General features: G+C 55.0%; 14 protein-coding genes. 2 read left to right on the plus strand and 12 right to left on the minus strand.

Annotated features, from left to right (window positions below; all coding sequences use genetic code 11):
* Nucleotides 1-78 precede the first annotated feature (78 nt).
* The 12 genes from F3J36_RS18900 to F3J36_RS18955 form a co-directional block, all read right to left on the minus strand.
* Nucleotides 79-483 (minus strand): DUF3574 domain-containing protein, encoded by a 405-nt coding sequence (locus F3J36_RS18900; protein WP_166720246.1) that lies wholly within the window; start codon nt 481-483, stop codon nt 79-81.
* Between the two features lie 7 nt (nt 484-490).
* Nucleotides 491-2,326, minus strand: coding sequence for a PglL family O-oligosaccharyltransferase (locus tag F3J36_RS18905; RefSeq protein WP_166720247.1), 1,836 nt, complete (start codon nt 2,324-2,326; stop codon nt 491-493).
* Nucleotides 2,327-2,602: 276 nt separating this feature from the next.
* Nucleotides 2,603-3,598, minus strand: a complete 996-nt coding sequence (locus tag F3J36_RS18910) for a fimbrial protein (RefSeq protein ID WP_166720248.1) — start codon at nt 3,596-3,598, stop codon at nt 2,603-2,605.
* Between the two features lie 190 nt (nt 3,599-3,788).
* Complete coding sequence (locus tag F3J36_RS18915; RefSeq protein ID WP_166720249.1) at nt 3,789-4,298, minus strand: hypothetical protein; 510 nt, start codon at nt 4,296-4,298, stop codon at nt 3,789-3,791.
* Nucleotides 4,265-5,119: a winged helix-turn-helix domain-containing protein gene (locus tag F3J36_RS18920; protein ID WP_166720250.1), complete on the minus strand. Its 855-nt coding sequence runs from the start codon at nt 5,117-5,119 to the stop codon at nt 4,265-4,267. Before F3J36_RS18920 ends, F3J36_RS18915 begins: the two co-directional genes overlap by 34 nt.
* Nucleotides 5,120-5,128: 9 nt before the next feature.
* Nucleotides 5,129-5,644 (minus strand): fimbrial protein, encoded by a 516-nt coding sequence (locus tag F3J36_RS18925; RefSeq protein ID WP_166720251.1) that lies wholly within the window; start codon nt 5,642-5,644, stop codon nt 5,129-5,131.
* 9 nt (nt 5,645-5,653) lie between these two features.
* Nucleotides 5,654-6,160 carry a fimbrial protein gene (locus tag F3J36_RS18930; RefSeq protein WP_166720252.1) on the minus strand — a complete coding sequence of 169 codons (507 nt, stop codon included), beginning with the start codon at nt 6,158-6,160 and terminating at the stop codon, nt 5,654-5,656.
* Nucleotides 6,153-6,683 carry a fimbrial protein gene (locus F3J36_RS18935; protein ID WP_166720253.1) on the minus strand — a complete coding sequence of 177 codons (531 nt, stop codon included), beginning with the start codon at nt 6,681-6,683 and terminating at the stop codon, nt 6,153-6,155. Before F3J36_RS18935 ends, F3J36_RS18930 begins: the two co-directional genes overlap by 8 nt.
* A 3-nt stretch (nt 6,684-6,686) precedes the next feature.
* The gene (locus F3J36_RS18940) at nt 6,687-7,436 is read right to left on the minus strand and encodes a fimbria/pilus periplasmic chaperone (protein WP_166720254.1); all 750 of its coding nucleotides are present in this window, start codon (nt 7,434-7,436) and stop codon (nt 6,687-6,689) included.
* Between the two features lie 14 nt (nt 7,437-7,450).
* On the minus strand, nt 7,451-9,997 hold the full coding sequence (locus F3J36_RS18945; protein WP_088516685.1) for an outer membrane usher protein: 2,547 nt from the start codon (nt 9,995-9,997) through the stop codon (nt 7,451-7,453).
* Between the two features lie 29 nt (nt 9,998-10,026).
* Nucleotides 10,027-10,563 carry a fimbrial protein gene (locus F3J36_RS18950; protein WP_088516686.1) on the minus strand — a complete coding sequence of 179 codons (537 nt, stop codon included), beginning with the start codon at nt 10,561-10,563 and terminating at the stop codon, nt 10,027-10,029.
* A gap of 63 nt (nt 10,564-10,626) precedes the next feature.
* Entirely contained in the window at nt 10,627-11,151 is a 525-nt protein-coding gene (locus F3J36_RS18955; protein ID WP_088516687.1) for a fimbrial protein, read from the minus strand.
* Nucleotides 11,152-11,717: 566 nt separating this feature from the next.
* Between F3J36_RS18955 and F3J36_RS18960 the strand changes: the two genes are divergently transcribed.
* Both F3J36_RS18960 and lpxP read left to right on the plus strand, forming a co-directional pair.
* Entirely contained in the window at nt 11,718-12,581 is an 864-nt protein-coding gene (locus F3J36_RS18960; RefSeq protein ID WP_021507096.1) for a YicC/YloC family endoribonuclease, read from the plus strand.
* Nucleotides 12,582-13,172: 591 nt separating this feature from the next.
* On the plus strand, nt 13,173-14,096 hold the full coding sequence (gene lpxP / locus F3J36_RS18965) for a kdo(2)-lipid IV(A) palmitoleoyltransferase (RefSeq protein WP_104189276.1): 924 nt from the start codon (nt 13,173-13,175) through the stop codon (nt 14,094-14,096).
* Nucleotides 14,097-14,114 lie beyond the last annotated feature (18 nt).

Here is a 14,114-nt window from a genome sequence, read left to right on the forward strand (position 1 = left end):
CTCCGGCTTGCTTGGGTTTGGCTGCGCATTATACGGACTTCACAGGCGGCTGTCCTGCCCGCGTGCAGGCAGCACGTGTTACAGCGCCGCGCACACCAGCGAGTCAATACGCGTCACCGATTGTGTCGCAAAACGATGTTTAAACTTGTCGCGCAGCGCGTTAATGCTTTCGGAGCTGGCCCGATCCGCCGGATGAAGCAGTACCAGTACCTTGCGATTCCCCTGCGGGCCGCGGGCATCGTAAATCGTCAGCGGCGAGGGAAAGTGCGGCGTGATGTCGCGTTCAGCAAACTGCGACCAGCCCGCTGCGCCAGCGGAGGACGGCAGGTCAAACCACAGCGTGGTTTGCATCATCATCTCGCCGGCCCCGCACACGGCCACGGGCGCGGTGTGCGGCAGAATAACCTGCGGGGTGGGCGGAGAAGTCTGACATCCGCTTAACATCATGGCGAAGCCCAGCGGCCTCATCCATTTATTCAACATCTTAGCCTCAGAAGTTGCCTGTCTCATCTGTCACAGCATAGGCCGCCGATGACCATTCCGTCATCATTTTTGCCTTCAGCTGCAGCAGGCTTTCATCTGTCGGATAGAGGGTCAGCGCCTGACGCAGCAGCCTGCGCGAGCGCTGATAGTGACGCAGATGCCACTCAATCATCACCGCATTCCGGAACACGTTGAGATCGTTATGGCGCTCCAGCCACAGCGACGACTGCTGCACAAAGCGCGCCAGCAGGCGCTCATCCCGCGTCTGGTTGTAGCGCATCAGGCAATGCACCATTTCGCCGAATTCATAGCGCTCACCCTGAATCCACGGATTCCACAGCTGATCGCGTGAAGGATACGAGAGGAACTGACCGCGCTCCGCCTGGGTGAGCAGCGCGTTGGTCTGCAGGCCGCTGAAGAAGAACAACATCAGCGCAATCGCGCCGCCGGCCATGTTCAGGCGCAGCATACGCGACGGCAGACCCGGCGTCGCAGGTTCAATCATTGAACGGTCTTCGGGCTGACGTAACGCCAGATGGATAAGCAGCATCAGCAGCCACAGATGCGGCAGCGATTGATAGAGCGGAAACTCGACCATGTTATGCAGCATGACGGGCAGCGTCAGACTCCACAGCATCAGGCGCTGCGGCTGACTGCGCCAGCGCCACAGCGGCGTCAGCCATGCCAGCAACACGGCGGTAAAGCCTACCATCGGCAAAACCCCGCCTTCCACCCAGCTATACAGCCACTCGTTATGAGGATGGGTGGCATTAAAATCGTCCGGGTAAATCGCGTCCGCCATGCGTATCCGTGAAAAATGAAACTCAAACTGGCCAAAGCCCCAGCCGCTGAACGGTTTTTCCATAATCATGCGCAGCGTGTATTCCAGCAGCTGCTGGCGCGCCAGGTCGGACGACGCAAATTCACGCATGCCCGGCGCTAATTCACTGCGCAGCAGCAGGGCGCACAGCACGGCCAGCGCCATCACCATGACAATCCTGATGATTACCGCGCGCTGGCGGCGATCGCACACCAGCAGCATCACCAGCAGCGCCAGCGCAAAGCCAAACGCACCGGTACGCGACTGCGTCAGAAGCAGCGCCAGGCTGTTAATCAGGACTGCCGGCAGCAGCAAGAAGCGGTGCCTGATGTCAGATTGCAGACAGAGCCAGACCGTTGCCGCCAGGCCAGTCGCCAGAAAGCTGGCCAGCAAATTGAACTGCTGAAAAATACCGTAAGGGCGAATCTGGCCGGCGTGATAGCGAAACTCCATCAGCGTTTGCAGCTGAACCGGAAAGCAGGTCTGCACAATCGCCAGCAGCGCCTGCAAGGTGCTGAGCAATACGATGCCGGCAATGATTCGCTGACGCTGTTGCCAGAGCTGCGGCATCAGGCCCAGCAGCAGCCACAGAATGAGTATGGCGCTGAGCCCCAGTAGTCGGATAACGCCGGTCATCAGTCCGTTATCGTTCTCCTGCAGGATCACCGCCAGCGCAAAGCAAAACAGCATCAGCAACAGCGCATGCGTCATGACATTGTCATCAATTAAATCGCGCGGCTGGCGCCAGTTCTTCAACAACAGCGTGGCCGCCAGCAGCGCGAGGCAGCCTGCAGTGAGTAAATTCAGCGGCAGATTAAAGCCACTGCCACCACTGTTGGGCAGATAGATCAGCGTGGGGAGAAAACAGATAAGACAGGCCAGCGAAGCGAAAGGGAAAGAGGCGACTTTCTCACCGCACTGTCCCCGACGCCGCCGCTGCAGGAATTGCTGCATCAGCAAAGGCGGGGTAACACGCGGGTCTCGTCCGGACAGATACCACGACATAAAACAGAGAAAGAGCATAGCAAACCCAATTGCCGAAACAGGCCAAAAACTGTCTCGTTGAATAATGGTTGATAGACTTTGGCTTGAGAAAATGTACGGCCAAAAAGCTGTGAATGGTGTGAAAACCCCCGTGAATCATGGTGATTCACAGCGCTGTGATCATGAAAAATATTTTCAAACACCGTGAACCTGTATCGCTGCAGGTTAAGCCGATCTCCCTCTGATAAGTGTTTAGCTTTAACCATCATAAAAAGATTAATTAACATTAATATCAAAGACGCCGTTAAAGCATCATCATGGCAGGCTGATCAGCAATGTTGCTGAAGCATTGAATTCACCACCGCTCAGCGGTTGTCCTTTCTTTTTCACCGGGAACACGGTGATAACTTCTGACGCCATGCCGTTGATTAACCGGACAGCAGAAGTGCCCATCGGTTTGAGCAATTGTCCTTTATGTTTAACTGCAAGGCCCAGATCAGGATAATTGGTGGCGATAAGTTCATCGGAGAAAGAGGGGGTTCCGGCGACTAAGCGTAAATTGACTTCCTGATTTAAAGTTACATTACACCTCACTTGTAAAGGTATGTCTTTAGAGTGGACAACACTTGTTACTGATTCAGAGAGAGTTTCAATTGCGATGCGATTGAATTCAACATTAATTTCAATGCCATCATTAATATTACATACAATTGGCACAGGAATGATCTGAAGCTCGCTAATTAAATTAAAAAGGGGGAGTGTTGCATATTCTCGCCGCGGATTCGCAGTTAGATAATTACTGACGAGTTTTTTTCCAAAAGGAATGACAACCGCACCTCCGATAACATCTCGCCTCAACTTCAACTCAATATTACCATGTGTAAGAAAAGCCAGCTCATCCGGAAAACTTCCGCCCGGAAAATGTATAATGGTTTCAGCTTCCACATCAAAAGGAACTTTATGATAAATGGAGTACCCCTTCACCTTTATCATTATATCAAGATCATCAGATAAGATAAAATATCCAGGATTAATGTTTGACACCGGAAGTTCGGAAATGCCTTTGATATAATAAGGTATTCTTTTCTCATCTGATGAGGCGTTAGTGCAGAACACAGGATATGGGGTGTCAAAATCATAAAATCCACTACCTGTAGACCCCCTGGTGTTACCGTTAATTTTAATCTCGCTTAGTTTCCGTTGTATATCTGAAACCGGGTTCCCCCAACATGTTAGATCTGGCTGCGCATATATTCCCTTACTAAAAAACAGAGTAAAAGAAAAGAAAAAAACCAATCTTATTAATGACACTCCATCCCCCCTGCTTCATAAGAAATGAAAGTTTCTCATTTAATAATAAAGAATTTAAAATACATTCCTTTGATAAACTCGCCCATTATTCTCCTTTCGAACGGAGTTGTTATCAATGAAGGTCTCCATTAAGTAACTATGGGGGCCCAGAGTTTTAATCGATGCTTATACTCACTATACGTAGCCTTAACTATCTGCGACAAATCACCGACGGATTCGCATTGTTCCCAATCACATAACGCACATTCTGCAGACGATAAATCCAGCCGTAATTGACATGGCCGGGCGCCAGTCCGGCGGAGATATAGCGTTCAATATTCTGTGGTGAGGCGCGGTTGGCGAGATTGTAGGAAATGGCAGTGGTTTCGCTGCGCAGCGCGGCGCCGGAGAAGCTGTGGCGCAGCTCAAAAGAGACGTCTACCGGTTCGCGGCGCTGCAGTTGCTGTTGTGGCGAGTAATAGCTGATCATACCGCTGTAATTGCCGGTGGCCTGAAACAGGCTGTTTTGCACTTTCCACTGGCCGTGCGACACCACCAGCTGTCCCGCCTCTCTGGAGATCAGAATCGAATCCGCTTCACAATGGGGAATGCGACGTGACAGCTGATAAATCAGGATGGCCGCCAGTACCAGCGCCAGCATCAGTAATCCCCCCTGCAACACCCAGGTTACTCGGCGACGAAATATATGGCTGACCGACATAACGCATCCTTCTGCTCGATAGGGTTTTGACAGATAAACCAGCTGTAACGGTCAGCCAGCTTGGTGCGGTTGATATAGATGTGGCGTTCCTCTTCGGCCAGCTGGATAAAGCGCGCCATGCTGTCACTCACCAGCTGCAGGTTTTGATCGATCTCTTCACGTTCGGTGGCGCTGAAGTCATCCTGGATATACCACTGCCGGCCCTGCACGTGGCGATAGGGTGCATAGGTCACGGTGACCACATCGCGAATCTCCAGCACCTTAATGCCGAGTAAGGCCAGCACCAGTAACAACACCGCGCTGATCAACATGCCGATTAACACCAGCCCGGAACGGCTGCGTGGCGCCGCAGCGGGCGTTTCCTCCTCCACGGTGGCGGTGGCCGGCGGCGGCGCTATTACCGGCAGCGGCGCCGTGTGCACATGGGTGGTCACCAGTGGCTGAATACGCGCTTCCGACGTGATGCGCGCTTCTTCCACGGCTTCAGCCAGCGGTAAACAGGCTTCCACCCGCACCGACTCATGCAGCCGGTAGCCCTGACGATGAACGGTGACAAAGGTTTCTCCTTCCACCCGCAGTTGCAGAAACTGTTTGCGCAGCATCGACAGCATCTGGCGCAGCGAGTTTTCCGTCACGTGCACCCCCTGGCTACGCCAGCCTTCGTCCAGCAGCGTTTCGTGGCTAATGACCTCACCCGGCTTTTGCAGAAACAGCGCCAGGCAGCGTGCGCTGCTCTGGTTGAGCAGCAGCTCGTTATCATGCCGATCGCGCAACAGGCGCCGATCCGGGTCAAACGTGATATGTTGATTTATCAACCACATAACAGGCACTCAGGGATAGTTCAGATAAAAAGTGGCAATCGCCGATACGTTGCCAGGCTCGATGGTGCGCTCGGCAATCGCGCTTGCCGAAGCCTGCAACCAGGCACTGAACTGCAGCTGGTTGTCGCCCTGCTGCAGCGGAAAATGCATCACGCCGCGGTTAATGGGCACCAGCTTTCCGCCCGCATCACTCAGCCCAATGGCCACGCCTTTGGCGCCGGCATCACCGGCCAGCGCCAGCAGATCGGGCTGCTCGGCATCGGCAATGCCGTTGAACACCAGCTCGACGTCTTTACCCAGTTCGGTATCACAACCGCTCAGGCGCATCACCAGGGGACGCGCCGGCGTGCGCGGATTCTGATATAGCGATTTCGCGACGATGTCGCCAAAGTTGAGCTCCAGCTGCTGCTGATCCGGCTCCAGCGAACAGGGTTCCGCCACCAGTGTGCCGTGCAGCTTCATCTCTATCGCCTGTGCCTGTGGCACCAGCAGCCATCCCAGTACCAGCATTACGCCCGCTCTCATCGCCTCTCCTTACTGATATTCCAGCAGCAGCGCCGCGCTGGCGGAGAACTCCCCACCCTCCAGCGTCACCCCCGGCTGCTGAACCGGCACTGCGCCGAGATCGAGCGTGCCGGGGAAAACAATCGGCAGCGTGCTGTTGACCGCCAGCGGCTTGCTGGCCAGATAAAAGCGAATACCCAGCGCACTCACGCTGCTGAGCAGTGCACTGCTGTCGAAACCGGAAGCGGTACCGGTCAGACGCACCTGCAATGCCGCACCCGGATCCTCGGTGCACTTGACCGGTATCGCCTTGCGCTGCAGGTAGTTGACGCCATCGATCTTTTTCACGCTCAGCGCATCGCCAAACTCAATCATCAGGCTCTGGTTGTCATTCAGCGTGCAGGGCGGATTCTCAATCAGCGTACCGTGCAGGCGCAGCTCCACCGCATGCAGTGGCCAGCAGATGCACAGCAGCAGGCTACCGGTTAGCAGCCTGCTGTAATTCTTCATCAACGTAACAAGTCGATGCTTAGTCATAGTTCACCTGTAACTGACCGCTGGCTGACCAGGCGCCCGGCTGCAGCGGCAGCGCGGTGCGTTCCTCTACCGTCAGCCAGCTCAGCACATTGCTGCCGGCGCTGAGCGGCACGCGCAGATTGCGGAAGGTGGGCGGCAGCGGCTGATAGTTCTCATCAAACAATTGCAGGCCCACGCCGTCAGAGCCCTGGACGCGAATCAGCTGCGGGTCGGCCAGACTTTGCGGGGCAAAGAAGTCGATGCTGATGGACGGCACATGTTGCAGCCATAGCGGATCGGCGACATTGCGGATACTGTACGGGCAGTCCTGCAAATGCAGCGTTAACGCCTGCTTCATCACCTGCTCACCAACCTGTTGCAGCGCGGCGGTCGGCGTGGTATCGAGGCCAGCCGCCTGATCATTGTTACCGACGTCAAGCCAGCATGGACTCTCCTGCAGCGCGCCATACACATGCACCACACCGTTGGTTGCCGCCTGCAGAGTCGGGCTCAACAGCGTCAGCACCAGCAACAGCACACGCATCGCTTACTGCTCCACCTTGTTACTGACGACACTGCAGCTGTCGCCGGCACACTTCAGCGCCAGCGTTGGACGGCCGCCGTAGTCGTTGATGTAAGTTAACAGCGGCGCGCTGCCCAGTTCTGCTGCGTTCACGCCCAGATCGATACTGGTTTTTGGCGCGACCATTACCGGTTCAAAGCTTTTCTTCAGCGACTGGCCTTTCGCTGGCTGTGCATCCACCAGCGTAATGAAGTAAGGCGTGGGATTGTTGAGCTGGTAGCGTGCCCCCTGGCGCGTCAGCGTCAGTTTTTCCTGCCATGGCGTCACCACCGACGGATTGCTCACCACGATCGCTTCCGGGCGATAGAACAGCTTGATACGCGTCTGCAGCGCAATTTGCAGCACGTTGCTTTTATCGCTGCGCGGCGGGATTTCACGCATGCTGAAATAGAACACCGACTCACGATCCTGCGGCAGAGACTTGATGGCGGGCAGCGACTGCACTTTCACCACGCTGCGCTCGCCCGGTTCAACGCGCTGCACCGGCGGCAGCAGCACCAGCGGTGACGTAATTTTTTTACCGCTGCTGTCTTCAATCCAGCCCTGTGCCAGATAAGGCAGCTGCTTGTTTTCATTACTGATATTCAGCGAGACGTTTTTTTCGTTACCGTTAAAAATGACCCGGGTGCGATCAAGCGCAATCGCCGCGTGAGCCTGCAGTGATAGCGTCAGCGTGGAGAGCAGCAAGGCGCCACTCAGCGTTTTTACCAGCATGATTAACTCTTTCCTTACGTTGAAGAAGCAGGCGCGGCGCGGCGCGTGCAAAGTAATAACAAGTTCTGTCCTTCGTCGAGCAACTGCTGCGGCAGAGGATCGGGTAATGCCAGCTGACACTGGGTTTCGCCGTTCCAGCGCACATCCATGCTGGCACCGGGCTCAATGCCGCTCAGCCATACCAGGCCGTCATCATCCAGAATGCCCACTTCGCGTCCGTTACTCTGAACGCTGGCACCAAAGGGCGGCCAGCTGCCATCTGCCAGCCGGATGGCGGCCATGGCTTTGATGCCTTTAATCACACCGAAACGCCGGTAACCGATGGCACCTTCGGTCAGGGTGATCTGGGTTACCGGGCGCGACGCTTCCACGTTGTCGGCCAGTCCGGTGACATCAATACTGGCGGTGTTGCGGTAATAGCTGTTCACGTCCGAAATCACCGCTTTGCCAAAGAAATTGGTGTACGTATTACTGCCGCCACCGTTGACCGGCACGCCGGAGACGCCATCGGTATCGACCATCAGACGCGTGCTGCCGGGCATGCCCAGCCGGTGCAGCGCCGCGCCCTGTGGCGTGAGCGTTAAACCGCCCTGCAGTGACAGGCTGGCGCTGCGGTACTGTCCCTGCTGCGCGCTGGCGCTGGCCGTCATGCTGGTCAGACTGCCCTGATGACTGTAAAACCCGCTGAACGACTGACGGCGATCGCTATTAAGGCCGGCGCTCAGGCTGTAGCTGTTGTTACTGTCCAGCCGGTCATAAAAACTGGCCGAGTGGGTAGTTTGCTTACCGCTGGTTTGCTGGCTATAGCTCAGGCTACTGTCACCGCCAATCGGCATACTGAAGTTGAGATAAACGCTGTCATCGTTTTTGCCGTTATATTGCGTCCGGTTGAGCGACAGACTTAAACTCAGATTCTTAAACCGACCGACATCAAAGTAGCGCGAGGTGGAAAAGCTCCAGCGATCCAGCGGGGCACGATCCCAATAGGTCTGATGGCTGTAGCTGAGATAGCTACTCAGGTTCAGGCTGCGAAAGTGCTTATTGAGCGTAATGGTGTAGAGCTCTTTGCTGTTAGAAACCTGTTGGTTGCGATAACGCGCGTCGAGATACTGCGGCAGACTCATAAAGTTGCGCTGCGAAAAACGGTAGCCGGCAAACGTCACCTGACCATCAAGTTCCTCGAAGCGTTTGGAATAGCTCAGGCGATAAGAGCCGCCGCTTTTGTTGCCCTGCTGCGGCAAGCCAGCCTGCGACTGGGTGGCATCAAACGAGATGGCGCCCAGTAATAACAGATCGCGTCCCAGACCCATCGATAACGCTTTGTAATTGCCTGCGGCCAGCCCGCCGCCGTACATCGACCAGCCGTTACTGATCCCCCAGGAGAATTCGCCGGTGGCAAACGTGGGTCCCTGCGTTTTGTGCTCTTCACGGCCCGGTTTGCCGCTGGCGAATTTGTAACGCACGCGGCCCGGACGGGTCAGATACGGGATAGTGGCGGTATCGACGCTAAAGGTCTGTACGCTGCCGTCCTGCTCCTCGACGCGCACGTCAAGCTGGCCGGAGACGGCATCATTGAGATCCTGAATACGAAATGGACCGGCCGCCACCTGCGATTCATAAATCACCCGCCCCTGCTGGCTAATGGTGACTTTGGCGTTGGTTTTGGCGATACCGGTCACTTCCGGCGCATAGCCACGCAGGTTGGGCGGCAGCATGTTGTCATCGCTGGTGATCGCTGCGCCAAGATAGCGAAAGCTGTCAAACATGCCGGAATCGAGATAGTTCTCGCCCAGCGTGGCTTTCGCCTGGAGATCAGGCAGCGGCCGATAGGCGTAAAAGCGTGTCCAGGTGAATTCCTGACGGTGGCTGCCAGCGCCGCGATTTTGCTGCATCTGCCAGTCTGCACGCAGGCGCCAGGCACCGGCGTTAACGCCACCGGTGCCGTTGCCGCTCACACTCTGGCTGTTAGCGCCGTGTTGCGCACGCGTGGTAGAGGCAAACAGGTTGTAATCCATTAACAGGCCCGGGACGCCGTTATCCCAGCGCGACGGCGGTTCCCAGTTGGCGGCGCTGTACTCCAGCCAAGCCTGCGGAATGGTGATGCTGAGGCGAGATTCACCCAGATTACCGCGCACCTGCATGCCGGAGATGGAATCCACCGCCAGACACTGGCCATCCTGCAGCCACGACGCGTTTTTCAGCACTTCCGGTTTCAGCGCCAGTTTATCCACCATTTCGGGTGTCAGGCAGGGCAGACTTTCATTCGGCGCGTTTTCGGGTGCGTAATAGCGCACCAGCATTTCCGGAATCTGTGTCTGGTTGACGCGCAGCTCCATCATGTATTCGCCCGGCATGATGTAGCCGGCCTGAGCAAACTGCGACAGATCGATGTTTTGCCGATCGTTGAGATCAAGAATATCGGTGTTGAATGAGACCGCACCGGCAGCGAAGAGCGGAGCACTGTAGCCGAGGGCTAACATTAACGCCACGCTGAGCGGCGTCAGCCTGATACGCTGCCTGCGCGCACATGAGGCTGGCGCAGTTAATGAAGCCTTTTTCATGGCAAGCGGTGTCCGTAAACCGTGAAAGATCAGTTGTAATTAATGTGAAAACGAATCGCGGCGGCGTAACTCCCGCTGTGCAGTTGTTGCTGGTTGCTGACCAGCATGAGCCGATAACGCAGGTCGTGCTGCTGCGTCAGATGCTGATCGATCGGCTGCGCCTCACCGGGAGCAATGGTGTTGCCCTGCGTATCCGTAATCATCAGCTCTACCCCTTTGGCATCACCATACACAGCAAAGCGCTGCTGACCCGGCGGGCCATCATGGTCAAAGGTGATAGAAAAGGTGCGAGCCACGCCTCCCGACGCGCTGTACTCCACCGGACAATTGACCAGCTGGATAGAGAAGGGAAAACCCGGCCCTTTACCGTCACGCTGCAGGCGCGCCAGCGGCATCACCCCCATCGCGATGGTTTGTTCAGCATCATCGACCTTAATGGCGCAGGCACCCTGATTAATGGTGCCGCGTAACGCAACGCGGCCGCGGTCGATCAACGGTTCGGCGCGGCAGGCATTGATGAAAAGCACCGATGCCGAAACTATCGCCGCAGGCATAAAACGACTCATCGCCGCAGTTCCTTAAGCGAAAAGATAGAGTGGCGGACCAGGTAGCCCGCCAGTCTCTGACCATTACTGATAGTTCAGTGCGAAGTCAGCCACGCTCTGGAATTCGCCCGGGACGATGGTGCTGGAGGCGCCGCCACCCTGCAGGAAGGCTGCGAAGGAGAGCTGGTTGTTGCCGTCCATCAGTTGTTGCGCTGGCGTGGCGGTACCCAGTTCAATCTCGCTCTCACCGAAATTAATGCCGATTGCCGCGCCTGATGCGGTACCGCTAATTGCGAGCTTGCCTGGAACAGCCTGAGAACCAGTACCAGAGAAGGTTACTGTCACTTCTTTTTTGGTTGCGGCATCGCAGTTCTCGAGTTTGATCTGGAATGGACGCGGCGTAGAACGGCCACCATCTTTCAGCGCCACGTTGGAAATCTGACCCAGTTCAACCGTCTGGTCGATTGAACCCGGCTCGATGGAGCATGGCGCATCAACAATCGCACCTTTAAACGTCACAGTACCGTTACCTTCACCTGCTGCCAGCGCGGAACCCGCCACCAGAGACATAGACAGACCTAAAGCCACAACGATTTTGTTCATGTTCATTTGCTGATTTCCATTTAGGTGAATAAAACAAGGAGCGCATTCTGCGTCGGTCTTATTCAATTTGCTGTGTATAGAAAAATTTAATTACTTATATTTTTCCTGATGGCCGTCCACATCATTTTTGTGGTTGTCGTCCTCAAGTGGTGCCAACGATAGAGATCAATTCTGCCCTGCGCAACGGTATTTTCGTTATATATGATCAAAAACAACACTCACAAATCCATTATGTTTTAACGGTTATTAAATCCATTAAAATCAATGAATTGACATAATTCACAGTTTTGCACCGGTGTTTTAATGATTTTAATCAAGGGAAAAAGCCTGCCCGTTCACAAGCTGGCGATAATTAACGCAGGCCAATTCACGCAGTAGCTATTTTTTCGCCAGATTAAAACGTTATTTATCGCTGCATTCACAACCTTGATATTTTTATCGCCTGAAAACATCGGTAAATAACAATAAACGCGATTGTTAAAGGCCTGGCACCCTGCTGTGCGTTTACGCCTATCATGCCGGGAGCACCCTCGCTATAATTCGAAGAACATTTCCTGAATGAGTAGAAGCTTATGATCCGCAGTATGACCGCATACGCACGCCGTGAAGCCAAAGGCAGCTGGGGCAGCGCCGCCTGGGAACTGCGTTCCGTCAACCAGCGTTACCTCGAAACCTATATCCGCCTGCCGGAGCAGTTTCGCAGCCTGGAGCCGGTGATCCGCGAACGCATCCGTAACCGCCTGACGCGCGGCAAAATCGAGTGCAACCTGCGCTTCGACGCCGATGCCAGCGCCCAGGGTGAGTTGCAGCTGAATGAGTCGCTGGCTAAACAGCTGGTGCAGGCGGCGAACTGGGTGAAGATGCAGAGTGATGAAGGCGCGATTAACCCGCTGGATATTCTGCGCTGGCCGGGCGTGATGACCGCGCAGGAGCAGGATCTGGACGCCATCAACGCGGAACTGCTGGCGGCGCTGGATGGTGCGCTGGACGATTTCATCATTGCGCGTGAAAGTGAAGGCAACGCGCTGAAAGCGCTCATTGAACAGCGACTGCAGGGCGTGACCGAGCAGGTCAGTAAAGTGCGTGCACAGATGCCGGAAGTGCTGAAATGGCAGCGTGAGCGTCTGGTGAGCAAGCTGGAAGAAGCTGAGGTACAGCTGGAGAACAATCGCCTTGAGCAGGAACTGGTGATGATGGCCCAGCGTATTGATGTAGCCGAAGAGCTGGATCGCCTCGATGCGCACGTGAAAGAGACTTACAACATTCTGAAGAAGAAAGAAGCCGTCGGCCGCCGCCTCGACTTTATGATGCAGGAGTTCAACCGCGAGTCGAACACGCTGGCATCTAAATCGATCAATGCGGACATCACCGCCTCAGCGATTGAGCTTAAGGTGTTGATCGAACAGATGCGCGAGCAGATTCAGAACATTGAGTAACGCTTATCTCTCTATAAAGCCCTGCTCAGGGCTTTATCTTTCCTTGCTAACCGCAGCCATTACGCCGGTTTGTATAGCGCCTGGTGGCTGGATCGCATGGTTTTACAGCCTGCCCACAGGTATGCAGCGCGATTTTGCTGCACACCGTAGCCATAGGGTAAACGCTTCCATATAGACACAATAGTGTCTGATCATGGCTTTTTTAGCGTCAAATGGACACTACTGTGTCTAAAACTGGCTTGCAGAAGCTACCAGTTGCAGTGGTAGACCAATATTTAATTTTTGCAATGTAAGGATTATTGCCTGAATGATGAACAACTGTGTCTGTTACTGACCGAAAATGACATACAAATCTGGCCAGCCAATCCACCAACCTATTGTTTTTAAGCAGTTTAAACCCAATCCGATTTCATTCTCACGCCAGTTAGTGCACGATCCATCAATCATCTGAATCCTGAAGATTGCAGAGTTTACATATCTTATACGGCACTATTTGCTAAAGTGCCGGTCGTAATAACTACAGTTGTACCGCACCGGGAACCATGGACCGACTTCTTCGCGCGTTACATTCACTCCTGACATGAAGGCGCTATGAAGAAAACCGGGCAGTTCTGTTCCAAACTTTTGCATCCCCGCTACTGGTTTACCTGGTTCGGGCTGGCAGTGCTCTGGCTGCTGGTGCAGCTCCCCTATCCTTTATTAATCCGGCTGGGTGCGACGGCGGGCCGGTTATCACGCCACTTCCTGAAGCGGCGCGAACGCATTACGCGGCGTAACATCGAACTCTGCTTCCCGCACATTAATGAAGACGAGAAAGAGATGATGATTGCCGGCAATTTTGAGTCGCTGGGCATGGCACTGGCGGAAACCGGCATCGCCTGGTTCTGGTCCGATGCGCGCGTGCGACAGCTGTTTCAGGTGCACGGCATCGCCAATCTTCAGCTGGCGCAGAGCCAGCAGCGCGGCGTGATGGTGATTGGCGTGCACTTTATGTCGCTGGAGCTGGGCGGCCGTATCACCGGACTGTGCCAGCCAATGATGGCCATGTATCGCCCGCACAATAATCAGGCGATGGAGTGGGCGCAAACCAAAGGGCGCATGCGATCCAATAAAGCAATGATTGATCGACGCGATCTGCGCGGCATGGTTCAGGCGCTGAAACAGGGCGAAGCCGTCTGGTTCGCGCCGGATCAGGACTACGGCCCGAAAGGCAGCGTGTTTGCTCCACTGTTCGCGGTCGAGAAAGCGGCCACCACTAATGGCACCTTTGTGCTGTCGCGGCTGGCGAAACCGGCGATGCTGACCATCGTGCTGATTCGTAATGCGCGCAAAGACGGCTATCAGCTGATCATTCAGCCGCAGCTGGAAAACTACCCGCATGATGATGAAGCGGCCGCCGCGGCGTACATGAATCGGGTGATTGAGAAAGAAATTCTGCGTGCACCTGAGCAATATCTGTGGCTGCATCGCCGCTTTAAAACCCGTCCGCCAGGCGAAGCTTCACTTTACGTCTAACCAGCGCTCGTGAATGAT

The sequence above is a fragment of the Pantoea sp. Cy-640 genome (genome assembly GCF_011752635.1).
GTDB lineage: Bacteria > Pseudomonadota > Gammaproteobacteria > Enterobacterales > Enterobacteriaceae > Pantoea > Pantoea dispersa.

What these genes read in the sequence shown, in the direction of transcription:
- F3J36_RS18900 (WP_166720246.1), bottom strand. Translation starts at nt 483, where the DNA reads ATGTTGAATAAATGGATGAGGCCGCTGGGCTTCGCCATGATGTTAAGC.
- F3J36_RS18905 (WP_166720247.1), bottom strand. Translation starts at nt 2,326, where the DNA reads ATGCTCTTTCTCTGTTTTATGTCGTGGTATCTGTCCGGACGAGACCCG.
- F3J36_RS18915 (WP_166720249.1), bottom strand. Translation starts at nt 4,298, where the DNA reads ATGTCGGTCAGCCATATATTTCGTCGCCGAGTAACCTGGGTGTTGCAG.
- F3J36_RS18920 (WP_166720250.1), bottom strand. Translation starts at nt 5,119, where the DNA reads ATGTGGTTGATAAATCAACATATCACGTTTGACCCGGATCGGCGCCTG.
- F3J36_RS18925 (WP_166720251.1), bottom strand. Translation starts at nt 5,644, where the DNA reads ATGAGAGCGGGCGTAATGCTGGTACTGGGATGGCTGCTGGTGCCACAG.
- F3J36_RS18930 (WP_166720252.1), bottom strand. Translation starts at nt 6,160, where the DNA reads ATGACTAAGCATCGACTTGTTACGTTGATGAAGAATTACAGCAGGCTG.
- F3J36_RS18935 (WP_166720253.1), bottom strand. Translation starts at nt 6,683, where the DNA reads ATGCGTGTGCTGTTGCTGGTGCTGACGCTGTTGAGCCCGACTCTGCAG.
- F3J36_RS18940 (WP_166720254.1), bottom strand. Translation starts at nt 7,436, where the DNA reads ATGCTGGTAAAAACGCTGAGTGGCGCCTTGCTGCTCTCCACGCTGACG.
- F3J36_RS18945 (WP_088516685.1), bottom strand. Translation starts at nt 9,997, where the DNA reads ATGAAAAAGGCTTCATTAACTGCGCCAGCCTCATGTGCGCGCAGGCAG.
- F3J36_RS18950 (WP_088516686.1), bottom strand. Translation starts at nt 10,563, where the DNA reads ATGAGTCGTTTTATGCCTGCGGCGATAGTTTCGGCATCGGTGCTTTTC.
- F3J36_RS18955 (WP_088516687.1), bottom strand. Translation starts at nt 11,151, where the DNA reads ATGAACATGAACAAAATCGTTGTGGCTTTAGGTCTGTCTATGTCTCTG.
- F3J36_RS18960 (WP_021507096.1), top strand. Translation starts at nt 11,718, where the DNA reads ATGATCCGCAGTATGACCGCATACGCACGCCGTGAAGCCAAAGGCAGC.
- lpxP (WP_104189276.1), top strand. Translation starts at nt 13,173, where the DNA reads ATGAAGAAAACCGGGCAGTTCTGTTCCAAACTTTTGCATCCCCGCTAC.